The organism is Fibrella musci, from assembly GCF_041321105.1.
Lineage (GTDB): Bacteria > Bacteroidota > Bacteroidia > Cytophagales > Spirosomataceae > Fibrella > Fibrella musci.
Genome location: NZ_JBGGWD010000003.1, coordinates 195,126 through 218,782 on the forward strand (window position 1 = coordinate 195,126; position 23,657 = coordinate 218,782).

21 protein-coding genes are annotated in these 23,657 nt (G+C 56.7%); 10 read left to right on the plus strand and 11 right to left on the minus strand.

Translation table 11 applies throughout. The features are described 5' to 3' along the window. The first annotated feature begins 34 nt into the window (after positions 1–34). Both ACAW74_RS10695 and ACAW74_RS10700 read left to right on the plus strand, forming a co-directional pair. Positions 35–2,533, plus strand: coding sequence for a TonB-dependent receptor plug domain-containing protein (locus ACAW74_RS10695; protein ID WP_370698189.1), 2,499 nt, complete (start codon positions 35–37; stop codon positions 2,531–2,533). A 33-nt stretch (positions 2,534–2,566) separates the two neighbouring features. After that, on the plus strand, positions 2,567–2,830 hold the full coding sequence (locus ACAW74_RS10700) for a hypothetical protein (protein WP_370698190.1): 264 nt from the start codon (positions 2,567–2,569) through the stop codon (positions 2,828–2,830). A gap of 54 nt (positions 2,831–2,884) precedes the next feature. Here the strand turns inward: ACAW74_RS10700 and ACAW74_RS10705 are convergent, their stop codons facing one another. Next, positions 2,885–4,144, minus strand: a complete 1,260-nt coding sequence (locus ACAW74_RS10705) for a hypothetical protein (RefSeq protein WP_370698191.1) — start codon at positions 4,142–4,144, stop codon at positions 2,885–2,887. Between the two features lie 404 nt (positions 4,145–4,548). Between ACAW74_RS10705 and ACAW74_RS10710 the strand changes: the two genes are divergently transcribed. Further along, positions 4,549–5,628 (plus strand): complex I subunit 1/NuoH family protein, encoded by a 1,080-nt coding sequence (locus tag ACAW74_RS10710; protein ID WP_370698192.1) that lies wholly within the window; start codon positions 4,549–4,551, stop codon positions 5,626–5,628. A 111-nt stretch (positions 5,629–5,739) separates the two neighbouring features. Here the strand turns inward: ACAW74_RS10710 and ACAW74_RS10715 are convergent, their stop codons facing one another. Next, on the minus strand, positions 5,740–6,810 hold the full coding sequence (locus ACAW74_RS10715; protein ID WP_370698193.1) for a TerC/Alx family metal homeostasis membrane protein: 1,071 nt from the start codon (positions 6,808–6,810) through the stop codon (positions 5,740–5,742). A gap of 189 nt (positions 6,811–6,999) precedes the next feature. Here ACAW74_RS10715 and ACAW74_RS10720 point away from each other — a divergent pair, with 189 nt between their 5' ends. Continuing rightward, on the plus strand, positions 7,000–7,740 hold the full coding sequence (locus ACAW74_RS10720; protein WP_370698194.1) for a glycosyltransferase family 2 protein: 741 nt from the start codon (positions 7,000–7,002) through the stop codon (positions 7,738–7,740). A 237-nt stretch (positions 7,741–7,977) separates the two neighbouring features. On the opposite strand, the gene ACAW74_RS10725 is transcribed toward ACAW74_RS10720, so the two are convergent. From ACAW74_RS10725 to ACAW74_RS10735, 3 genes are all read right to left on the minus strand, one after another. Continuing rightward, positions 7,978–8,463 carry a hypothetical protein gene (locus tag ACAW74_RS10725; RefSeq protein WP_370698195.1) on the minus strand — a complete coding sequence of 162 codons (486 nt, stop codon included), beginning with the start codon at positions 8,461–8,463 and terminating at the stop codon, positions 7,978–7,980. Positions 8,464–8,524: 61 nt separating this feature from the next. After that, a complete protein-coding gene (locus ACAW74_RS10730; RefSeq protein ID WP_370698196.1) occupies positions 8,525–9,196 on the minus strand; it encodes an alpha/beta fold hydrolase in 672 nt (223 codons plus the stop codon). A gap of 53 nt (positions 9,197–9,249) precedes the next feature. Then, on the minus strand, positions 9,250–10,449 hold the full coding sequence (locus ACAW74_RS10735) for a type III polyketide synthase (protein ID WP_370698197.1): 1,200 nt from the start codon (positions 10,447–10,449) through the stop codon (positions 9,250–9,252). 75 nt (positions 10,450–10,524) lie between these two features. Between ACAW74_RS10735 and ACAW74_RS10740 the strand changes: the two genes are divergently transcribed. Then, positions 10,525–11,451 (plus strand): UbiA family prenyltransferase, encoded by a 927-nt coding sequence (locus ACAW74_RS10740; RefSeq protein ID WP_370698198.1) that lies wholly within the window; start codon positions 10,525–10,527, stop codon positions 11,449–11,451. 250 nt (positions 11,452–11,701) lie between these two features. After that, positions 11,702–12,994, plus strand: a complete 1,293-nt coding sequence (locus ACAW74_RS10745; RefSeq protein ID WP_370698199.1) for an aminotransferase class V-fold PLP-dependent enzyme — start codon at positions 11,702–11,704, stop codon at positions 12,992–12,994. Between the two features lie 105 nt (positions 12,995–13,099). On the opposite strand, the gene ACAW74_RS10750 is transcribed toward ACAW74_RS10745, so the two are convergent. After that, positions 13,100–13,504, minus strand: a complete 405-nt coding sequence (locus ACAW74_RS10750; RefSeq protein WP_370698200.1) for a MaoC family dehydratase — start codon at positions 13,502–13,504, stop codon at positions 13,100–13,102. Between the two features lie 109 nt (positions 13,505–13,613). Beyond that, the gene (locus ACAW74_RS10755; protein WP_370698201.1) at positions 13,614–14,372 is read right to left on the minus strand and encodes a metallophosphoesterase; all 759 of its coding nucleotides are present in this window, start codon (positions 14,370–14,372) and stop codon (positions 13,614–13,616) included. Positions 14,373–14,500: 128 nt separating this feature from the next. Between ACAW74_RS10755 and ACAW74_RS10760 the strand changes: the two genes are divergently transcribed. Further along, on the plus strand, positions 14,501–15,979 hold the full coding sequence (locus tag ACAW74_RS10760) for a xylulokinase (protein WP_370698202.1): 1,479 nt from the start codon (positions 14,501–14,503) through the stop codon (positions 15,977–15,979). A gap of 78 nt (positions 15,980–16,057) precedes the next feature. Here the strand turns inward: ACAW74_RS10760 and ACAW74_RS10765 are convergent, their stop codons facing one another. Next, a complete protein-coding gene (locus tag ACAW74_RS10765) occupies positions 16,058–17,077 on the minus strand; it encodes an SDR family NAD(P)-dependent oxidoreductase (RefSeq protein ID WP_370698203.1) in 1,020 nt (339 codons plus the stop codon). Between the two features lie 186 nt (positions 17,078–17,263). Here ACAW74_RS10765 and ACAW74_RS10770 point away from each other — a divergent pair, with 186 nt between their 5' ends. Genes ACAW74_RS10770 through ACAW74_RS10780 form a run of 3 tightly spaced genes read left to right on the plus strand, consistent with a single transcriptional unit; the run spans position 17,264 to position 19,920 of the window. Further along, complete coding sequence (locus ACAW74_RS10770; protein WP_370698204.1) at positions 17,264–18,466, plus strand: acyl-CoA dehydrogenase family protein; 1,203 nt, start codon at positions 17,264–17,266, stop codon at positions 18,464–18,466. Next, positions 18,396–19,271, plus strand: a complete 876-nt coding sequence (locus ACAW74_RS10775; RefSeq protein ID WP_370698205.1) for a PIG-L deacetylase family protein — start codon at positions 18,396–18,398, stop codon at positions 19,269–19,271. The genes ACAW74_RS10770 and ACAW74_RS10775 overlap by 71 nt, the downstream gene beginning before the upstream one ends. Before the next feature lie 43 nt (positions 19,272–19,314). After that, entirely contained in the window at positions 19,315–19,920 is a 606-nt protein-coding gene (locus tag ACAW74_RS10780) for a class I SAM-dependent DNA methyltransferase (protein ID WP_370698206.1), read from the plus strand. A 49-nt stretch (positions 19,921–19,969) separates the two neighbouring features. On the opposite strand, the gene ACAW74_RS10785 is transcribed toward ACAW74_RS10780, so the two are convergent. The 3 genes from ACAW74_RS10785 to ACAW74_RS10795 all read right to left on the minus strand — a co-directional run bounded on the left by ACAW74_RS10785 (position 19,970) and on the right by ACAW74_RS10795 (position 23,226). After that, complete coding sequence (locus ACAW74_RS10785; protein ID WP_370698207.1) at positions 19,970–21,118, minus strand: glycosyltransferase family 2 protein; 1,149 nt, start codon at positions 21,116–21,118, stop codon at positions 19,970–19,972. A 90-nt stretch (positions 21,119–21,208) separates the two neighbouring features. Then, complete coding sequence (locus ACAW74_RS10790; RefSeq protein WP_370698208.1) at positions 21,209–22,015, minus strand: LytR/AlgR family response regulator transcription factor; 807 nt, start codon at positions 22,013–22,015, stop codon at positions 21,209–21,211. A gap of 140 nt (positions 22,016–22,155) precedes the next feature. Further along, entirely contained in the window at positions 22,156–23,226 is a 1,071-nt protein-coding gene (locus tag ACAW74_RS10795) for a sensor histidine kinase (protein ID WP_370698209.1), read from the minus strand. Between the last annotated feature and the right edge of the window lie 431 nt (positions 23,227–23,657).

The following is a 23,657-nucleotide window of genomic DNA, read 5'->3' on the forward strand; positions in this document are numbered from 1 at the left end:
GACGCTACATTTGTTTAAAACCTATTCAAATTCCATGCCCCTTTTTCGCTTTCGCCCCTTACTGTTTATGTACAGCGGGGTGCTGTGCCTGCTGGCCGTCGTAGCCTTTCGCGCGGCCGATGATGATCCCATCAACCGTATCTTGGACAAAATTCGTCTTTACAGTGAGCAGTATCCGCACGAAAAGGCGTATCTGCACACCGACCGTAACGCCTATTTGCCGGGTGAGACCATCTGGCTCAAAAGCTACCTGTTTCTGGGCGGGAACCGCGGCATCGACTCCGCCAGCGGCACCGTCTTTGTCGATCTGGTGAGTCCTAACGGGCGACGCATTCTGCTCGACACACGCCTGCGACAGGCGGGCGGTTTTGGCGAAGGGTACCTGACCCTCCCCGACTCCATGCCGACGGGCCGCTACACGTTGCGCGGCTACACCAACTGGATGCGCAACTTCTCGGAAGACTGGTATTTCCGCAAAACCGTCGATATCATTAGCCCCAAAGCCCCCGAACCCAGCGGGTCGACGGGCGACGATCCGTTGCGGTTCGATCTGCAATTTTTGCCCGAAGGAGGTCAACTGGTAACGGGTCTGACCAGCCGGGTGGGTTTCAAAGCCGTCAGTTCGTCGGGGGTGGGCCTCAATGTGCATGGGTTCATCATGGCCGATAAAGACACGGTGATGGGTTTCGACAGTCAGCATCTGGGCATGGGGCAGTTTCAGTTTATGCCCGAAGCGGGTAGAACTTATACCGCCTACGCCCGCCCGGCGGGCACCACTACGCCCTTCACGTCGTATACCATGCCCGCCCCGGCAGCCTCAGGCTATGTGATGCTGGTGGATAACCTGGGCAGCAAAGAAACCATCCGGGTGTATGTGACCCACAACGTCGAGCCCACGGCACCGGCTTCAGGTACGTCGGGGGCCAAGCTCTCGATTGTGGCTCAGGTAAACGGGCAACCCGTTCATGCCGCGCAGGCCGCCATCAGCCGTAAATCGTTTATGGTGCCAATCCCGCGCAACAAATGCCCCGAAGGCATCGTCCAGATCACGCTGTTCGACGACAAAGGCAAACCCGTTTGCGAGCGGCTGGCCTATTCGTCGCAGAATGATCAGATCAACCTGACCGTAACGCCCCGCCGCCCCACGGCCGGCCCCCGGCAGCGCATCGACCTCGACGTAACGGCTACGGATATGGCGGGCAAACCCGTGGCGGCCAACCTGTCGATGGCCGTTACCGACGCCCGGCAGCAACCCACACCCCGCCCCTACGGCCCCTCGCTGCTGACGTACCTGTTGCTTACCTCCGACCTGACGGGCTACATCGAACAGCCGGGATACTATTTTGATCCGGCGAATAAGGACCGGCTGCTGAAGCTCGACCTGCTGCTGGCGACCCAGGGCTGGCGGCGTTTCACCTGGGATAAGGTGCTGGCCGAAACCCTGGCCGCGACGCAATTCCCCGTCGATCCGGGGCTTACGCTCACGGGAACGGTGTACCGAGGTACGTCGCGTAACCCGGCCGCCAACGTAGCCCTGACCGTGATGATGACCCGAAAAGATTCGACGCGCGACCTGTTTACGGCCACCTCCGACGCACAAGGGCGCTTTCTTGTCGCTGAGGCCGATCTGGTCGATACCACCTCGGTGTTTGTGCAGGCCAGTCAAGGCAACAACCGAAACTTCACGGTCACACTCGACAAGCTATTCTCGCCCGCTGTGCGGCTGGTTCGCCCGCCGTTCGTTCCGTTCGACGTGGCGTTTGACGAGCTGGCCGAATTCCTGAAGCGGCAGAGCGAATATCAGGCCATTGAGGCGCAGATCCGGCGCAACCGCGAGATTCAGTTGCAGGCGGTAGTGGTTAAAGCCAAAAAGGCCGATCCCTATGCCCAGCAACGGGGGCTATTTGGTCGTCCCGATGCCAGTATCAAAGTCGATGATATTAACTCGGCAGGCGCGCTCACCGTCTTCGACATTCTGCGGGCGCGGGTGGCGGGCGTGACCGTCACGGGCACGGGCATGGATGCATCGGTACAAATTCGGGGGGCGGCCAACTTCAGCGGCCCCATTGAACCGCAGTTCATGATCGATGGCATGCCCGTCGATAAATCGGCGGTGGCCTCGATGAGTCCGCGCGACGTAGCGTATATCGACGTGATTAAAGGCGCGGGCGCGGCTATGCTGGGCTCACGCGGCGCGGGCGGCGGTATCAACGTGATTACCCGGCGCGGGGGCGATACGGGCGATTACCTGAACAAGGTAGTACCCGGTGTGCGGGTCGAGAAAGTGGTGGGGTATATGCCGAAGCGGGAATTTTACGCCCCCCGTTACGATAACCCGACGCCCGAAGAGAAAGTCCGCCCCGACTACCGCGCTACGCTCTACTGGGCACCGATGGTGACAACCGATGCCACCGGCAAAGCCACCGTATCGTTCTTTGCCTCCGACGCTAAAACGACGCTCAACATCCACACCGAGGGCACCACGCTCACCGGACAACCCGGCGCGGGTGAAACCACGATGAAAGTGCAGTAAAGACAATACAATGCCTCGCGGTTGGCGTTAGTCATGTACGCCAACCGCGAAGGCAATTCATCAACCAACGAGATTACCTCAATGACATTCGACGATCTGTTCCCTAACCTGGCCGCGTGGGCCGAGCTAGGCTACGAACTCCACATCAACCACCCGCAAACGAAAGCGCTGATCCAATGCATCGTCGACGGCAGTACCGTCTACCAGTCGCCCCCCGACATTCGCGACCTGCAACAGGCCCTTACCCAGGCCGACGCCGCCCTCGGTGAGTGGCTCGACGAGAATGAAGACGATTAGCCTCCTTCCTGATATTAAGTAGACTTGCTGGGATCGTTTTAGAAAGTTCGAGGACTAATTCTTTAACGTAAAGTAATCCTCGAACTTTCTGAGGGTGAATACTTTCGACAACGTGAGTGTGTAATAAGGTGCCAGTCCGCCGAAGCTCCCTCTAACCTCGCCTCCGATCCGAAAGCCAAACTTTTTTTCGATTATACTTAACTGAGCTACGTAAAAAAATCGATCGAAGCGTCCGGGGCTGCTTTGATGAAAAGGCGAGGAAAACCAGCCATAGCCAAACATAGGATTAAACCTAAGTTCAACGGCATCGGAAGAGGGTTCCCATTTAAAAGGAAAGCCAGCACTCAAATAAAAATCGTAAAAAGATTGCTGTCGATTTGTCACTTTAGTGACATCATTAAACGTTGGGTAAGCGGAGATCGGTCGTTTTACTCGGCTGACATTTGCAGTATCGAGTTCGTAGGTGTATCGAGTATCGAAATTACGCCGGATACCTTCAAAGCGGATAGTAAAATAAGCTTCTAAAGTACCCGCTTCATTGAACCAGTACCGGGCCAGATGACTAGCGAAAAAATTGAAGTTGTTGATCCGCTGCGTGGTTCCTCGAACGTATTCACTTGTTCGCACGAGCGTACAATCGGAATTGATTCGGCCAATGGCCTGGCTTTGGATAATTCTGTTATTACCAGAAGAGTCTGCCGAAAAGTTTTGACTCCAGCCAAACCCAATGTGGAAACCACTGAGTGCCCAATTCTTTTTTTTGTTGAAAGCCGTAGGAGCAAACGCCTCAAAGCCGAAAAAAAGATTCTTCAATTCTGCTGCATTGTTTAAATAATCGAAGTTAGAGCCAATGGCAATTCGGAACGGAGACAGCGACGGGCTGTCCTGATCTACGTCATTCACAACGATGGTATGGAGACCTTTACCTCCAACAGCATTGGGGGCTGGTACAGCTAATTTTAGGTTGATAACTTCGAAATCTTCTGCCTTGCTATCTGTCTTTAACTCAATTATTACAGCCTGAATCTGTTGAAGACCTGGCCCGAAAGTTAGCGTGGCAGGATTAGGTGTAAAGGAATAATCCAGTGTAGCCGAAGCATCGCCTGTAAGCAAGTCAGTCAGTGTTACAGATACGGTTGAAGTCGGCATTGCACTGGCTTTTACATATACGATATGTGGTTTGTTACTCTTAGCTGGTTCAGTCACACGGCTTGTATCCAGTTCGAACGAGAAGGTAGTGGCCTGTGCACAGGCGACAGTATTCATTAGAATTAGTAGAATAAGGAATGCCAAAGCAGGTAGCGGTTGTTTCATAGCGATCTGAACGATTAGTAATTTATTCTCAAACCTACGTACCCTAACCCCACCCTACCACGGGATTTTTCACGTTTCTACGTACCTAACACCCTGTAAATTAATCCCTAAAAACACCTCTGCTTCATAAGGAGGTATTGGCGTATCCCGGTTATAGCCAGTTTGTTGCGTCTCTTGCATTAATATTCTACCTCTCCGAACTGGATGACCCTAGCTCAACGTACACAGTCCCTGCCAGCCTTATTGATATCAAACGCACCTACGTCCCCATTTAGGCACACGAACTCAAACGGCCAAATAAGCCCCCTAACCTTTTGCACCATCCTAACGCGACCCTCGGCGATAACAAAGAAGATTAACCTATACTAGGTTACCTTTGCCCCGTTTATTAACGTACCTGCGCCTTGCTACTCGCCTTACCCATCTGCCTTGCCCTGTCCACCGGTTTTGTGGTGATCGGTGTTTATACTGAACGGAAGATATCGGCCTTTATTCAGGACCGGCTGGGGCCAATGGAGGTGGGGAAATGGGGCCTGCTCCAACTCATCGCCGACCTGCTGAAACTCCTTCAGAAAGAAGACATCGTGCCCCGCGCGGCCGACCGGAATCTGTTTCTGCTGGCTCCGGCGGTCATCTTCGCGTCGGTGTTTGCGGGTTATGCCGTGTTGCCCTTTACACCCGATCTGCAAGGGTCGGCGGCGGCGGTGGGCGTCTTCTACCTCATGGCCGTGCTGTCGTTCGATGTGGTGGGTATCCTTATGGCGGGCTGGGCGTCGAACAACAAATACTCGCTGTTTGGGGCCATCCGCTCAGTAGCACAGATCGTTTCCTACGAAATTCCGCTGGGCCTCACCATCCTATGCGCCGTGCTGGCCGGGCAAACGCTGAACCTCCAGGAACTTAGCTTTCAGCAGGGCATTTACACGCCTCAGACTAACTACCTGTTTGGCCTGAAAGCCACTGGTATCGACGTGACCGAGTGGGGTGGCTTTTTTGCCTGGAATATCTTCCGGAATCCGTTTTTGCTCCCCGCTTACGTCATCTTTTTTATCTGCACGCTGGCCGAAAGCAACCGCGCTCCGTTTGATCTACCCGAGGGTGAATCCGAAATCGTATCGGGTTTTCAGACCGAGTATTCGGGCATGCGCTGGGCGTTGCTCTTTCTATCAGAATACGCCATGATGCTGCTCGTGTCGTTTCTGGGTGCGATTCTCTTCCTGGGTAGCTGGAACACGCCCCTGCCCAACATTGGCCCCGTTCGGCTGGCCGACTGGACCAGCGGCGAACCCGGTACGGTCTGGGGCAACGTAACCGCCATCTTCTGGCTGTTCAGCAAGGCGTTTCTGGCGGTGCTGGTGCAGATGTGGGTACGTTGGACACTGCCCCGCATCCGCATCGATCAGATGATGTACCTCTGCTGGAAGGTGCTCACACCCGCCGCCCTGCTCCTGTTCCTGATTTCGGCAGTCTGGCGGTTACTCTAGATTTTTCACCACAGAGACACGGAGGGCACAGAGGCTTTTTTTAGAATTCATCAGCCAATGAACCTACAACTTCCTCTGTGCTCTCCGTGTCTCTGTGGCGAACCCAAACGTCTACTGCTCTACTTTTTTCTCGGGAATCAGATACGAAGCCAACACGCTGGTGGCGAGAATGCCCAGAATCACGTAGAGGCTGTAGACGGGTTTGAAGCCCCAGTCTTCCAGCTGGTGTTCGAGCAGCATCTTCACGCCGATGAACGTCAGCAGCACTGCCAACCCCGTTTTTAGGAAACGGAACTGGCTCATGATGCTCGACAGGAAGAAGAACATCGACCGTAGCCCCATAATGGCGAACACGTTGGAGAAAAAGACGATGTAGGGATCTTTCGTAATCGAGAAAATGGCCGGAATCGAATCGACGGCGAAGATCAGGTCGGTGAACGCGACCACAACGACCACGATGAACAAGGGCGTGACAAACAGCTTGTTATCCGACTTTCGGCGTATAAAAAAATTGTCGGTCACATTGCGCCGGTAGACGTTGAAGTACTTCGACACAAACCGCACCACCGGGTGATTTTTGGTGTCGATCTGCTCGTCGTCGTCTTTCTGAAAAAACAGTTGTGCACCCGTATAGACCAAGAACGCCCCGAAAATGTAGATGATCCATTCAAAGCGCTGAAGCAGGGCCGCGCCGAGGAAAATGAAGACGAATCGGAGAATAATAGCCCCCAGAATCCCCCAAACCAGGATTTTCTTGTAATAGCGCTCACGGACACCGAACGAACTGAAAATCAAGATAAAGACAAAGATATTGTCGGCCGACAGCGAGTACTCGACCAGATAGCCCGTGATGTATTCGAGGGCCATATTTTTCTGGAAGATTGCCAGGTTTTCGGCAAACGTACTGGCGGTCAGTTCGACGTGATCGGCGTATTTGTCGCGCACTTCCTGCAAATGCTGCGGCGTGGTAATCCCATGCACCAGATAGCCGTAGCGGCTCAGGAAAAAGTAGAAGATGACAGAGAGGCCTACCCAGACCGCACTCCAGAAAGCCGCTTCCTTAAAGCTGACGACGTGGCTCTGTCTGGCTTTTTTCGACGAAAAAACGCCCAGATCGAGCGACATCACAAAGAGAACAAAAACGGCAAAGCCGAGAAAAAACAAAGTTTCGCTGGAGAACATACGTAAGGAATAACACAGCAAAGTAACGCCACAGGCCCGGAAAAGTTAGTGCCTACCTATAAATCAGATGAAACAAGGCGGGTAACCTACGTACCTGCGTCTGCACCGACATTGGTTATCGATCATATATCGGTAAGACCATTGGCACGAAATTGGTACATACCGTCTGGCCTCCGTAGCTTTGTCCTTATGTACAATGGTAAAAAAGTGGTGGTAGTGATGCCTGCCTACCGCGCCGCCCTTACGCTCGAACGTACCTATCGTGAAATTCCCTTCGACCTCGTCGACGACGTTATCCTGGTCGACGACCATAGCCCCGACAATACCGTCGACGTGGCTCGGCAACTGGGTATTCAGCACGTAATCCGGCACGACATCAACAAAGGCTACGGGGGCAACCAGAAGACCTGCTACCGCAAGGCGCTCGAAATCGGCGGCGACATTGTAGTGATGCTCCACCCGGATTATCAGTACACGCCGCTGCTGCTCACGGCGATGATTTCGATCATTGGCAACGGTTTGTACCCGGTTGTGTTTGCCTCGCGGATTTTGGGCAAAGGGGCGCTGAAAGGCGGCATGCCCATGTACAAGTACGTCGCTAACCGTTTTCTGACGCTCACGCAGAACATCCTGATGAACCAGAAGCTCTCGGAGTACCACACGGGCTACCGGGCGTTTTCGGGCGAGGTGCTGCGGGCGCTCGACTTCACCCACAACGACGATGATTTCATCTTCGACAACGAGATGATCGCGCAGATTTTCTACAAGGGCTTCGAGATTGCCGAAGTAACCTGCCCTACCAAATACTTCGAGGAAGCTTCGTCGATCAATTTCCGCCGCAGTTCCATCTACGGCCTGGGCGTGCTGAAAGTCTCGCTGCTCTACCGCCTCACCCGCTGGGGCCTCATCGACTGGAACGTGCTGAAGTAGCCTGCCTAACTACGTGCCTTACGATCCAGCCGCTAACGTACCTGTACCTGATCGGTGAAGGCTTTTTACGGTATACGTACCTGCTGGAGCATCGATCCTGCAGTAGTGCGCCCGGATTTGCACAAGCGTAATGCCCGGTTTATTGTCGCCGTCCCCGCTCCAACAGGCGTCGCGGCCCTGCATTTCAGTATGTTACAGTAAACACCAATCGGCGGTACTATTACCAGGGAAGGGTGGCTACTTTAGTTGTAGCCTGATCGTGAACGTACCTGCGTAAGGGCCGCTGGCCATCTGACTGGGACTGACACGAAGTTGTACCAGCCCCGCCTGCTTCACCGCATACGTGAGCGTTTGCCCGAACGGACCATCTGTCTTGCCATCAGACAGGTAAATCTGCGAAAACCGAATGTTCTGGCCTTTTTCCGACGGCATGATTTCGGCCGATAACGTTCCGGGCTGAGTCACCTGTAGCGCGCAGATAACCGTCGCATGCAGCGAATCCGACCGCACGCTCAGCGTCACCGGGGACGCCTCCTTCCCAAGTGACACGCGCACAGTGTCGCCTGTGAAGACAGTGTTGCTGGTTGCCGGGTTTGGGACTGCGTTATCTGTAGCTTCTGCGCTCCCCGAGTCGATGCGTGACGAGGTTGTGCTGGTTTGCCGGGTCTGTTGGCAACTCAACAACCCGAAAGCTATCAACACGGCCAGCCGGTAGTTATTCATATGGCTCCTGAATGTATATGGCTTCTGATGCGAGGTGGATAAGGAACATTATTCTGCTGACTTACAACGGATTCGCTAAAAAAGTAGTAATCGCGCTACCGACTTCGGCAGGGTACCCCCAATGCGCTACATGATCGCCGGGGACGGTTACGTAAGGTTCATCGGGTGGGCGAATAACCGGGTCGCGGCGCGAATGAATGCGCAGGTCGGGTAGGTTACTGGGCGGCGCAACAGGGCTGAAAATGAGCTGATATTGCCAGTACAGATAAGCCGGATCAATAACCGCCAACCGGTCGAGCGAGGCCTGCACCCTATCGCGGGACGTCCAAAACCTGGCGGCGTTTTTAGCTATCCCGATCACCCATTTGTGTTGATAGAGACCACTATCGACGAACGCTTTAAACACACGAAGATTACGCGTCGGCGCGTTGATCTTGCGCGGGTTGGTCCAGGAGTTAAGTTGAATGACAGTCGCTCCGGTTAGGGCTTTGAGATGAGCGGCGATCCAGCCACCCATCGAATGGCCGATCACCACATCATCAGGGCCAATGGCGTAGGTTATGGCCAGTTGACGGGCCACCTCCACGGCATCGACAGGTACGTTGGGTGGCCAATTGCGAAACGTAGGCTCCAAGTCAATACAACATGTTTCGCCTACAGGCAGAAAGGGAAGTAGCCGCTCAAACGAAGCAGGTACGTCGACGTTTCCGTGAATGAAAATAAACCGGGGCATTGGTGCAGCGGGGCCGTTAGGCCGGGTGCTCCCGGCAACTTTGGCATCCTCGCTCAAAGAACGGAAACAGCCTGCATTTTCTGGTGTTCGCCAACGACCTGAGCTGTTCCACAATAACTGGCCTCCAGAATCATCGATTCCAGCGTGAGGCCGGGGCCAAACGCGCAACTCAGGATATTGAAGGTCTGTTCGTCGGTTGGGACGGCGTGCTCCATATCCTGCCAGATGGCTTTCAGCACAAACAGCACCGTTGCCGACGACATGTTTCCGTACTGCTTCAGTACCTCGTAGGCGTAGCGGTTGTCGGCGTTGTCGAGGCCCAGTTGTCCTTCGATTACCTCCAGAATCCGCCGGCCACCGGGGTGCATAGCATACGAGCCAATATCGCCGATGGTGAGGCCACTCGTTTCCAGCAGCCGCGACAACATCTGCCCGATGCCCTGCTGAATCACGGAAGGTACCTCCGAGGTCAATGTCATTTCGAAGCCGTAATCCGTAACGTGCCAGGCCATATCAGCTTTCCCGGACGGCAGCAGGTCGCAGAAAAACGACCGCAGGCGCATCGACCGGTCGGCGCGGGGCTTGCTTTCGATCAGCACGGCGGCGGCCCCGTCGGCAAACAGGGCGTTGGAGAGCAGATTATCGAGGTCGGTTTTCTTCTGAAAATGCAGTGTGCACAGCTCCACGCACACCACCAGCACAACAGCGTCGGGCTGTGAGCGCACAATGGCATCGGCGGCTTTGATCCCGTTGAACGCGCCGTAACAACCCATAAAATTGATCGCCAGCCGTTGCGTGGTACCGGGCAGGCCCAAGGCTTCGATGATCTCGATGTCGGGGCCGGGCGCATACAGGCCGGTGCAGCTCACCGTCACGATATGGGTAATTCGCTGCTTGTCGAAACCGCGCCCGTCGGGGGTCAGGTACGTGTCTAGACAATCCTCTATCGCCTTGATTGCCAGCGGTACAGCTTCCTCACGATAAATTTTCATTCGCTGCCCGACCGTCGGAAACGGCTCCAGGCCTTCAGTGTTCGGGTAAAATGTATATTCACCACGTGAGCGGGCATAATCGGGCAACACGCTATGCCTCTGGTCGATGCGGGTTTGTCGGTATAAAGCGGACAGCCGGCGCTGATCGCGCTCGTCCATGCCCAGCGCCTCAGCCATGAACCGGGCAATCTGCGTTTGTGGAATCTGATGGGTGGGAACGGCTGTGCCGATGGCGTTGATAAAGCTGGCTGATGATTGCATTCGTCGTTGCTCGCAGGTTGCATAGCTATAACTAATCGCTACCCGTAAGGTTGTTGATTGCGTCTGATAAACCCCATGAACCCAACTCTACCCCCCACGCCGACTACGGCCACCTCCATGTCGCTGCGCGACGTTTGGCTGCACCTGCGCCTGCCGTTTTCGCAATACCTGCTGCCCGTCTGCCTGTTTGCCCTCACGCTGCCGCCCAACCTTGCCTCGTCCGACTGGGGCCGGGTGCTGTGGATACTGGTGGTCATTCACGTGCTTATGTACCCCGCTGCCAACACCTTCAACAGCTACTATGACCGCGACGAAGGCAGCGTGAACGGCCTCGAAGCGCCGCCCCCCGTCGACCGGACGCTGTTTTGGGTATCGATGGGGCTGGAAGCGCTGGCGCTGATCGGCGGCGCGCTGATTAATGGTCAGTTTGTATTTTTCATTCTGGTGTACGGCGCGTTCATGAAAGCCTACAGCCATACGGCCATCCGCATCAAAAAACGCCCCGTTGCCAGCTGGCTGCTGATCAGCACGTTTCAGGGTGGTTTTGTCTTTCTGATGACGTACGTCATCGTCCATAACATCAGCCTGTCTACCGTATTTCAGCCTGCTCAGTGGCCCGCTGGCCTGGGGCTGGGTACGTTCATCTCGACGCTGAATATCCTGGCGCTGTACCCCGTCACGCAGGTGTATCAGCACGACGAAGATGCCAGCCGGGGCGACCTCACCATCAGCCGACTGATGGGCGTTCGGGGTACGTTCGTGAATGCCTGGGTTTGTCTGCTGATTTCGGCCGTCTGCTTCTTCATCTTTTATAGCGGCGGGTGGCCGTTCTGGCTAATGGCGGCGCTATTGACTCCCGGCCTGATCTATCTGGCCATCGTCACCGCCCGCATCTGGCAAGACCCTACTACCGCCACCTACCGAGCCGCCATGTGGATGACCCGCCTGACCGGCTGGGGCATGAACCTTTTCTTCCTGATTCTGCTGGTTGGCCAAGCCTAACGTTTTCCTTGTCGTACCGCTCTTTTGTCATGTCGACCGGTCCGCCGGTGCGGCAGGATACCTCAAGATGCCTCCTGCCGCACCGGCGGACCGGTCGACATGACAAAAGAGCTAGTACAGCAGAATAAAAACAGAGTAATTGGCAAGTCGAAAACGTATACACAAAACTATTAGATTGACTATTACTTGATTAACCCAATTTAATTCGGCTATTTCAGGAAACACATCGTTTGCCAGTATCAACCTCGCTATGGCTTCCCGCAGACAGTTTCTCCGTCAATCCACCGCCCTCACCACTGGGGCGCTCACGCTTCCCCCCTTCCTGCTCGACAGTCAGGCCCAGCCGCTACCGAGTGCGGATCTGAAAACGCCCGCCGAGTGGGCGCAGGACGAAGATTTCTGGGCGAGGATCAAGTCCGACTATACAGTGTCGCCTACGTTGCTTAACCTGAACAACGGCGGGGTGTGTCCGCAGCCGAAAGTGGTGCAGGATGCTCATATCCGCTTTTACCAGTACTGCAACGAAGCGCCGTCGTACTACATGTGGCGGATTCTGGATCAGGGACGAGAAGCCCTGCGCGACAAACTGGCCGATCTGGCGGGTTGTTCGTCGGAAGAAATTGCTATTAACCGCAACACCACCGAGGGGCTAAATACGGTCATTTTCGGTTTGAATTTGAAAGCGGGCGACGAGGTGGTGCTGACCAAACAGGATTACCCCAACATGCTGAACGCCTGGCGGCAGCGGGAAAAACGCGACGGCATCAAGCTCGTTTTTCTGGACCTAAAACTCCCCAGCGAAGACGAAACGAGTCTGGTCGATCAGTTTGTGCGGGCCTTCACGCCGCGGACCAAAGTGGTGCACGTCACGCACATGATCAACTGGGTGGGCCAGATCCTGCCCGTGCGCCGCATCGCCGACGAAGCCCACAAACGTGGGATCGAGGTGATCGCCGACGGGGCACATTCGTTTGCCCTGTTCGACTTTAAAATCCCCGATCTGGGCTGCGATTATTTTGCCAGCAGCCTGCACAAATGGCTGGGGGCGCCCTTCGGCAGTGGCCTGCTCTACATCCGGCAAAACAAGATCAAAAACGTGTGGGCGCTGCTCTCCAACACCGAACCCGACGGGCCCGACATCCGTAAGTTCGAAAGCCTGGGCACGCGTTCGTTTGCGTCGGAAATGGCCATCGGCACGGCGGTCGACTACCACAACGGCATCGGGTCGGCGCGCAAATTTGCGCGAGCGCACTACCTCAAAAATTACTGGATGGAGCGCGTGCGCAACGTACCTGGCGTTGCCCTCCACACCTCGCTCAAACCCGAGTGGGCAGGGGCCGTTGGGCTATTTTCTATCGATGGTATGAAACCCGCCGAGATCGACGCCCAACTGATGAACAAGTTTAAGATTCATACCGTTGGGATCGACTGGGAATCCATTCACGGCATTCGCGTAACGCCGCACGTATACCATTCGCCCAAAGACCTCGACCGGCTCGTAGCGGCCATTACGGCTATCGCCGCCAAACCGCGCAAAAGCTAACAGCAGAGTAGAATACCCCCCGCCCTAAAGGGAGCCCGCTAGCGCATGCGTATGGCTGGCGCCAGCGGGCTCCCTTTAGGGCGGGGGGTATCCCGGCGTGACGCGTCAGATCTTTTCCCGGTGCATGAGCGTGGCCACGCCGCGCATGGTGATTTTGTTAGTCTGGGCATCGCGCACTTCGCCCAGAATTTGCGCCACGTGCTTCACGGGATCAGTCGATTGCACGGTGAACGTCACCTGATAATCGGTGTCGACGAACATCGGGCGCAGAAACTCGAAGGTCTGCCCCATGTATACCGACCCATGGCCGGGAAACTCGGTGCCCAGCACTTTGGTAAACACACTGCCGCCCAGCATGCCGTGGATGATCGGGCGTTTGAACGGCGTCGTGGCGGCGAAATCAGGGTCGAGGTGGAGCGGGTTGTTATCGCCCGTTACCTGCGCGAAGGCTTCTACATCAGCCTGCGAAAAGCGAAAATCGTATTGGTACGTATCGTTAGGTTGGAGCATAATTGTTGTCATTTGCTTCGCGTCAGTTGGCTACGCCCTCATTCATGGTCATTGAAAATTTTTACAACGAATGACCAACAATGACGGCGCAGCCAACTGACCCTTCCTATCAATCTGCGTTGTTGTAAAGCAGCACAAAGGGTTGGCGGATAGGCGACTCGCCGATGTCGTTGAAGGTGAGCCATTCGCCACCGGTACACAGGCTTTGGGTGTATTGGCCGCCCATTTGCGGCGTGTGACCAACGGTCTGGTTGAAGCCTTTGAGCGGGTCCATTTCCAGTTCGCGCTGATCGCACCAGATGGGCCCACCCGAAGGCATTACTCCACCGCGTTTCAGGCCAACGGCGGCAATCAGGTCGGTGAGCGGGTCGGGAGCTTTCTGACTCAGTAACTGATTGAGTACCGGCACCATGTTATCGGTAGTGAAGGTCTGCCGGGTACGTTGCTCATACGTCTTCTTGAATTCGTCGAACCACCAGTTGGTGAAACCGGCATGGCTGGCCAATGTGCTGTCGAAGCGCGACGCCAGCCGGAACAGATCCAGGTTTTTGACCAGCAAATGATGCCAGGCGGAAGCCACCTCTTCGTGATAGCCCGAACCGATGTAATTCGGGTTGTTGTAGAGGTAGTAAAAATCGTGGTTACCTAAGTGCAGACGCACTTTATCGGGGTGCTGCCGCTTCAGCTTCAGAATGTTACGGAAGTTGCTTTCGATCCGGTAAGTCGTCATGTTCAGATCATGACTATCGAAGTAATCGCCCAGAAAGACGATCTGATCGGCGGGCTCGAGCCAGGTTTTCACGACGCTCTCCCAGTGGTGGCGACCATGAACATCCCCAATAAAAACGGCTTGCTTGTGTGTGTGCATAGGTAAAGTCTGCCGAAATTACGATTTATTGAGCATTCGCTTCGCTGTCACGCGTGGTCATTCGTTGTCAATGATTGAAAAACAACAAAAGACGGCAAGCCGGTGGCACTAAATGACCGCAACTCACTATGTATTTTCTTGGACTTGATCTGGGCAGCTCGTCTGTTAAAGCCTGCCTGCTGAACGCCGATACGAATTCGGCGGTGGCGTCGGCCTTTTTTCCCGAAACCGAAATGGCGATGGACGCCCCTCAGCCGGGCTTCGCCGAACAGCAGCCCGATTTGTGGTGGCAAAACGCAACCAAAGCGGTACGGGCCGTGATGAACGCCGCCGGAGCCACCGCCGCCGATGTGAAAGCCATCGGAATTTCGTACCAGATGCACGGGCTGGTGGTGACCGACGCCCAGCTAAACGTGTTGCGCCCCGCCATTATCTGGTGCGACAGCCGGGCCGTTCCCTACGGCAACCGCGCGCTGGAAGCCCTTGGTCATGACCGCGTACTGAGCCACCTGCTCAATTCGCCGGGCAACTTTACAGCCGCCAAACTGGCCTGGGTAAAGGAAAACCAACCCGACGTGTATGCCAACGTCGCGCACTTCATGCTTCCCGGCGATTACCTTGCCGCCCGCCTGACGGGCGAGGTCGTGACAACGGCATCGGGCCTGTCGGAAGGGATTCTGTGGGATTTTCTGGAAAACCGCCCCGCCGATTTCCTCATGCAGTATTACGGGTTCGCGCCTTCGCTCATGCCCCCGCTACGCCCCACGTTCGGCTTGCAGGGCGAACTTACGGCTACGGCTGCGGGCGAAATGGGGCTGACCGAAGGCACACCGGTAACGTACCGGGCGGGTGACCAACCCAACAACGCGCTGTCGCTTAACGTATTGGAGCCGGGCGAGATCGCCGCTACGGCAGGTACGTCGGGCGTAGTGTATGGGGTTAGCGACAAGGCGCAGTTCGATCCGCAATCGCGGGTGAATACGTTCCTGCACGTCAACCACACGGCTGAGGCCCCGCGTTATGGTGTGCTGCTGTGCGTCAACGGCACGGGCATTCTGAATAGCTGGCTGCGCAACACGCTGTTTCAGGGGCAACTCTCCTACGCACAGATGAACGAGCTGGCGCAGAAAGCCCCCGTTGGTGCCGATGGGCTCGCCTGCCTGCCGTTTGGTAACGGGGCCGAGCGCGTGCTCGAAAACCGCGACATGGGGGCTTCTTTCGCCGGCCTGAACCTGAACCGACACGGCCTGCCGCACATGTTGCGGGCCGCGCAGGAAGGTATCGTGTTCGCGCTGTATTACGGCATTCGGGTGATGGAACAAGTAGGTGTTGGTCTGAAAACCGTACGGGCGGGTGAAGCCAATATGTTCCTGAGCCCGCTCTTCGCCACCACCTTCACGAACCTGACGGGTGCCACCGTCGAGCTCTACAATACAGATGGGGCGCAGGGCGCGGCGCGTGGGGCAGGCCTTGGTCTGGGCCACTACGCCAACCGCGACGAAGCCTTCAGCGGTCTGCGCGTCGTACGTACGCTCGAACCCGATATGCGGGCCCAACAGGCCTATCAGGACGCCTACGGCCGCTGGCTGGGTGTGCTGGAGCAGTAGCAACAGCTAGACCGTCAAACCTATAAGGTCTTAGACGGGGGCCGCGCGGGCCCCGTCTAAGACCTTATAGGTTTACAATCAATACTCATTATTCTGCACGGCCGCTTCGTCGGTTAGTACGGTTAGCAAGCCCTGAGTGATGGGCGTTTCCAGGTCTTTACCTACCCGGCGGGGGTTGTCGTGACCGTCAGAGGCAGGGTCGGGCAGGAGCGTGTTCACCCACGACGACACATCGGCGACCAGACCGGGAAACAGACCGTGAATGGCGCCGGCCAGTTTGGCGGGGATCGAAATAATCCGTTCGGCTTCACCATAGCGACAGGCCTCGATGATTTCCTGCGCAACCAATTCGGCACTAACGGCCAGGCCTGGCAACGAATCGCCGATCTTAAACCAGGCATATTCCTTTTCGTGCTGTCCACGAACCAGCGCCTGCCGCGGACTACCCGTACGAATCAGGCCGGGACAGATGGTCGTCACGAACACGTTGTCGCGGGCTACTTCGGCGCGGAGCCCTTCCGAATACCCCACTAGGGCGAACTTGCTGGCTGAGTAAGGCAGCAGGTGCGGCACCGACACTTTCCCCCCAAACGAAGATACATTGACGATGCGACCCGTACGGCGGCGTTGCATGTCGGGCAGTACGGCATTGCAGGTGTGGTAGGCCGCCCAGAAATTGATGTTCATGGCCTCCTCAAAATCGGCGTCGGTGGTGTTGGCGTAAGGGCCCGCCATAATGACCCCGGCGTTGTTGATCAGCACATCGACCGGGCCCATCGTGTTGCGTACGGTCGTAAAAAAAGCCTCGCGTTGGCTGGCGTCGGTCAAATCGCAGCGGTAGGCCAGTACAGGTACGTTGTAGGCGCGCAACTCGTCTGCGGCGGCGTCGAGTTGGTGCTGGGTACGTGAACAGATCGCGACCCGGGCTCCTTCCTGCGCCAGTTGCCGGGCCAGTACGAGTCCCAGCCCGCGGGCGCCGCCCGTCACGACAACCGTTTTACCCAAAAAATCAAAACGGCGGTTGGTGCGCTGGATATGCCGAACCGCCAGCGCCGCCCCAACGCCCAACAGGCTCCAAAGCAGTGGTTTGTTAGTCATAAGCTGAGTCGTAGCCATTGAATGCCGATCGGCATCCGGCGTTTGCTTTCCCATTTAACGGCCCATTGCCGCGACCTTCCCGTTTAATCTTTTTTCCGGGCGCTTTTCGGGTCGATTGGTTAAGACTTTATACAAGCTGGGGCGGCCCTTTAGGCTGCTGGTCGCCCAGCCCAATCAACCCCTGTTATGATCACCGACGAACGACCATCAAAGGTGGGCATGCCCCCTGTGCCGCCCCAATCCAGCCATTGGCACAACACGCCCGGCACCCTGGAATCCGTGTTAGCGACAATTGCCGATCTGGCCCCGGATACCGATCAGGAAGGCGACTTCCCGGCAGAAGCATTCCAATTACTGGCCGGCTCGGGCCTGTTGGCGGCGACCCTTCCCGGCCAGCCCCTCGACCAGAACGGTCAGCATACGGCCCAGTTGCTCCACCTGCTGAAGCGCATCGGCGCGGCGAATCTGGCCGTCGGACGGGTCTATGAAGGCCACATCAATGCCTTGCTGCTGGCGCATTTGTTCGGCACGTCGGAGCAGAACCGGCGCTGGCAGGCCGATGTGCAGCGCGGGGCGTTGTTCAGTGTCTGGAACACGCAGGCCGACGACGGGGTACGTATCCACGCGCTGGACGGCGGCCGTTATGCCCTCGAAGGCCACAAGACGTTCTGCTCAGGGGCGGGCTGGATCAACCGGCCGCTCATCACGGGTGAACTGCTGCCCGGCCCTGGCGGCGACGGACGACGGGGCTGGCAGATGTGCATCATACCGACGGAACATGCCAAGGTAATCGGGCAGGACGACCGGTTCTGGAAGCCGCTGGGCATGCGGGCATCGGCTAGCTTCAAACTTGATTTCACAGGCGTCGAACTCGACGAAAGCGACCTGCTCGGTCAGCCGGGCGATTACTTCCGGCAACCGTATTTCAGCGGTGGGGCCATCCGGTTTGCCGCCGTGCAGCTGGGCGGGGCCGAAGCGCTGCTCGAAGCCACCCGCGATATGTTACGGTCGATGGGCCGCACCGACGATGTGTTTCAGAAAACGCGGCTGGCCGAAATGGCCTACCGAATCGAATCGGGCAATCAGTGGCTCACCGCCGCCGGTACCAACAACGATACCTGGTTGCAGGCGGATGCGGCTGACAGCGCCACCCGGGTTGTTGCCTATGCCAACATGACCCGCACGGCCATTGAAGAAATCTGCCTGAAGGTGATGCAACTGGCCGAGCGGTCGGTTGGGGCGCGTGGGTTGCTGCGCCCCCTCCCCTTCGAGCGCATTCACCGCGACCTGACCATGTACCTGCGGCAACCCGCGCCCGATGCGACCCTGGCCGACATCGGTACGTACGTTAGTCAACAATCCGCCCCAACCCACCGGCTGTGGGCCTAAGCTGTCGGGCGCGACGGTGGCGTGGGATTACTTATGCCACCAACGTACCTGCATTCTGATGATGACCCATTCTCTGGCTAATTATTTACGCGAAGACCCGCTGCCCATCGATGCGCGGGCACTGGGCAAAACGCTGGTGCTGGCCCCCCACCCCGACGATGAATCCCTCGGGTGCGGCGGTACGCTGGCGCTGCTGCGGCAGGCAGACTACCCTGTTCACGTGGTTTTTGTGAGCGACGGTACGCTGTCGCATCCCAATTCACCAACGTACCCAGCCGAACGCCTGCGCGATTTGCGGGAAGTCGAGGCCCGGGCGGCACTCACTGAATTGGGCATACCCGAAACGATGAGTACGTTTCTGCGCCTGCCCGACCGACACGTGCCGGAGGCTGGTATGCCCGGTTTCGATGAGCAGGCGGCGTCATTGGCTCAACAGATTCAGTCGTTTCGGCCAACGACCGTGCTGGTGCCTTATGAACGCGACCCCCACCCCGACCACCGGGCCACGTACCAGTTGCTGGAGCGCGCGCTCCAAACCGTTTCTACCCAACCGCGTGTGCTGGAATATTTGATCTGGCTCTGGGAGTTGGGCCGCCCCGACGATCTGCCAAAGCCAAACGAGCGCATCGTGCTGAAAATTGATATTCACACGGCTGTCGACCAGAAAAAGCGGGCCATTCAGGCGCATCAATCGCAGGTGACGAGGCTGATCGACGACGACCCGTCGGCGTTCTACCTCTCGCCCGAGTTGCTCAGCCATTTCGACGCGCCCTACGAATTGTTTGTCGAAAAGGTTATTCGGTAGTCATTTGGCTGCGCCGTTAATTTCCCCTCAACGCTCCTTCATCATGAACTCTGAAAAAACGACCCTTGGTGCCGATTACTTCGACGGTGTGTATGCCGCCAACGACGATCCGTGGCAGTTTACGACCAGCCCATATGAGCGCGACAAATACGCCGCGACGATCGCCGCACTGCCCAAACCCATCTATGAATCAGCCTTCGAAATTGGCTGCTCGATCGGCGTGCTGACCCAGCATCTGGCCAGCCGGTGTCGGCGGTTGCTGTCGGTCGATGTGAGCGAGGCGGCCCTGCGGCAAGCCCGGCAGCGACTGGCTGGCAACCCGCAGGTACGTATCAAAAACCTGGCCGTGCCCAACACGTTTCCCGACGAGTTATTCGATCTGATTGTAGTATCGGAAGTAGGTTATTACTGGTCGATGCCCGATTTGCTGAAAGCGCGTCAGCAGATCCTCGATCACCTGGAGCCGGGTGGGCACCTGTTGCTGGTGCACTGGACACCCGTAGTGCCCGATTATCCGCTCACGGGCGATCAGGTACACGACACCTTTATGGAGCTCTCGGGCGAGGGCCAGCCCTTCCGCCACCTGCTCAACCAGCGCCACGAAAAATACCGACTGGATCTGTTAGAGAGTGCACGAGATAAAGAGTGAATGAGTGAAAGGGCTGACGCATGCACAATAAATGCGTCAGCCCTTTCACTCATTCACTCTTTAAAATCCGTAACTGCTGAATGGCTTCGGTGATGGGGACAGGCGCGGGGTGTGGCCGTTGGGCGAACTGGGCATCGGCCTGCTCCCAGAATTGACCAAAATACGTGCAGGTTGCCATGCGGGCCATGAGCCAGCCCGTCGTAACCGACAGCATTTCAGCCATTGGCCGCAGCCGAATCAGGCTATTCAGTTCAAACCGGTGCTGCCATGCATCGCGCAGATCGCGGCGGAGTTGAAAGCGCGCCAATGACACAGCCGGGTCTTCGACCAGTTGGCAACAACCCGCCTCCCGTTGATTGGTCCATTGCTGCAACTGCCACGACAGCCCTACTTCAACCCGCCCCTGCAACCGCGCCGACGTGTAGACACGTACCTGTGGGCTTTTGCGTATTTTGGCGTCGATGCGCTGAAGGGCTTTAAAGAAGGCGTCATCTTCCAGATAGCGTACGACCGGCAGCCGCCCGGCCCGCACGTAGGCCTGACAGGTAACGGCCAGACTAGCCCCAAAATGCTGAAAATGCCGCGGCCAGGGGTCATGCTGGCTGGGGTCGACCTGCGCTTCGGCGCGCGCCAGCAGGCAACGATAGGTCGCATCGCGCAGATGAGGGAGGCGAGCCGGACTGTCGTCGCGCAGAGTCAGGATTCGACCGCCAACGGCATCATTGCCCGCCTCGATTTCGGTCAGAATCTGCGCAATCCAGTGCGAATCCACCAGTGTGTCGCCGTCGGTAGACGCAATCACGCCCTGCAGGTGGCCCGCCTGTACCAAACGACGGCAAGCCTCGTCCATCAGCAACCGCCGGACGGTACCGATATGAGCGCGCTCGGGCGGCAACTGAATATCAGCCACATGCAGTTGAAACGCGGGATATTGCTGCTGATACCGACGCACCTGCGCGTAGGAATCGTCGGTGCAGTTATTGGTCAGTACCAATACTTCGTAACTAGTGGGGTCGAGCCGTTGGTCTGCGCAGGTACGTTGCAACCGGAGTGCATCGAGCGTGTGCGCAATGGCCTCGGCTTCGTTGCGGACGGGCACAATCACCGATACACGCAGCAACGGAACAGGATCGGTTTGGTCGAAGAGGAAACGAGGGTGTTGGCCTTCGTTGGTAAGCAGATCATAGTCAGCCAGCATACGCTTGGAACCGGCACAGCGAGGAAACCTGCCCGGTCATACTGACGAACCCGCTCAACCACTCAATGTTAATAAAAGTGAGTAGCTGGGCTACTTACCCATCCACTTTTTGAAATCGGTAGCCCGTTCACGACTCACGATCACCTCGTCGGTGGGAGCCGGTTTCAGCGTCAGTTTCAGCTTGTTATTGAAATACGGATGTATTTGCTGCACCGCGTTGATGTCGATGATAAACTGGCGATTGGCCCGGAAAAACTGCGACGGATCGAGCATGGCTTCGAGTTCGTCGAGGGTGTAGTCGAGCGAGTATTTCTGGTTGCCGTTGGTGCGGAACAGGCTCACGCCGTCTTCCGAATAAAAGTAAGCGACGTCGGAGACTTCCACCGGCACCCACTGTTGCAGGTGGCGCACCAGAAACCGCTTGCGGTAGTCGGTAGGTTGAATCTGCTGCCGAAGTTGCTGCACCAGCACGTCGATCGACACGCGCCCGGCGTCGGCCGAGGGGGGCGTCGTGGTATTGAGGCTCCGCAGCCGGTGGTGTTTTTCCAGACTGGCTTCCAGATCGCGCCGCTTGATGGGCTTCAGCAGGTAGTCGATGCTGTTGACCTTGAAGGCTTTCAACGCGTATTCGTCGTACGACGTGGTAAAAATCACGGGCGACTCCACGGGCGTCTGTTCGAAAATATCGAAGCTTTGGCCGTCGGCCAGTTCGATATCCATCAGAATCAGATCGGGTGCCGGATCGCCCGAGGTGTGATTCTGCTGTAACCAGTTGACGGCGGTGCGCACGCTGGCGGCCGTGCCCATCACCACAATCGACGGGTCCACTTCCTGCAACAGCTTGGTCAGTTTACGAACGGCCAGGTCTTCGTCTTCGACAATAAATACGTTTAGCATGACTTTTTATCTTTAGCTCGGGCGAGCATGGTCAACGGTTAGCGGATTAAAAGTAAGGCAGATGACGGGCGTAGGCCAGTAGCAAGGGGGCGAAAGGGGTAAAAATAGCGGTGAACCGACCCGTTTATCCGGTGAAGCGACTACAGACCGGATGGAACCGGTTCGGTACTGAGCGGCCCCGCTCGCTCGGGCGACAGCAACGGCAGCGCCACACTGAAGGTCTCGTCGTCTTCGCGGATATCGATGCCCCCCTCGCCCAACAGGCGGTACTTGGTCGCGATGTTCACCAGCCCCAGCTGGCTGGAATCGGGTCGGGCGGGTTTGCGTTGCAGGTTGTTGCGCACGATCAGCTTGCCCTCGCGCACCAGAATCTCGATCTGTAGCGGTTGCGCGGCCAGGATAATGTTGTGTTTAACGGCATTTTCGACCAGCACCTGCAACGTGAGCGGCGGAATCAGGTACGTCTGGTCTGACTCCGGCACCGACACATACAACTCGACGCCATCGGTATAGCGCGTTTTGAGCAAATGAAAATACGAATCAATAAACGACAATTCGTGCCGCAAGGGCGTCAGGTCCGATTCGTTGCTGCGCAACATGTAGCGGTACACGGTGCTGATCTCGTCGACGAAGGCCTCGGCCTGCTTCGGGTTTTCGCTGATGAGCGACGAGAGCGAGTTGAGGTTGTTGAACAGAAAATGCGGGTTGATCTGATTTTTGAGCGAGTCGAGCTGGCTTTGCAGGTTGGCTTTTTTCAGCGTCTCGATCTCGACGTAGCTCTGTCGCCACTGCCGCAGCACATAGCCTCCTTCGTAGACCACCATGTACACGCAGTGGTAAAAAATCTGGATGCCGAGAGAATAAGTGTAATCGGCGGGATCGGGCCAGTACCAGGTACGTTTATCGGCAATCAGGTGCGCCACCTGCCGCACCAACCAGGCAAAATTGACCAACAGCGGCAACGCCAGTAGCAACCAGCCGAAGCGCGTTTTGGTCTGGTTGAGGCCGGGGTAACGCTGCTGAATACCCAGCACCACCTGCCGGGTTACTTCCCAACACAAAAAGCCCGCGCTCAGGGCAATCAGGTTCGACTTGATGATGTCGCGCGCCGACAACTCGAAATACCAGTTCAGCCGAAAAAAGATGGTGCCGAACAGGAATAGGGCAGGCGGCCCCAGCAGCCTGAGTCGTATGTCATTGAGCGAATTCACAAGTTCCGTACTGATTCATAGGTAAGTCGTACTGGTCAAGATGCATTGGCTCAGGCAAACGCCCATGTCCAACCTGCCTGAACCAACACAAACCCCACCTGAACCGACATAGCACGGGGGTGAACCGGAAGCCGGGGGAATCGTCAATGGCCAAAGGCCACTGTCATGAGGGGCAGCGTGTAGGCGGTACACCTAATCGAGACGTCTCGTGCCTTATACGTTGGCCATTCAACCTCGGACGTTGACCTTTCCCACGTCCCTCCTTCTCCGCTTAATCACCCATTTCTGCCGCTTTACGAACCCGAAACGACGCTTCCCGAAAGCTACGCATCCGCTGAGGGCTGGTGCCTGCCCACCTTTGTTCCGTCGAACGACACCCCCCTACAACCGGCCGCTGCGTCGGGAACAAAGCCAATTTTTCAACCAAACAA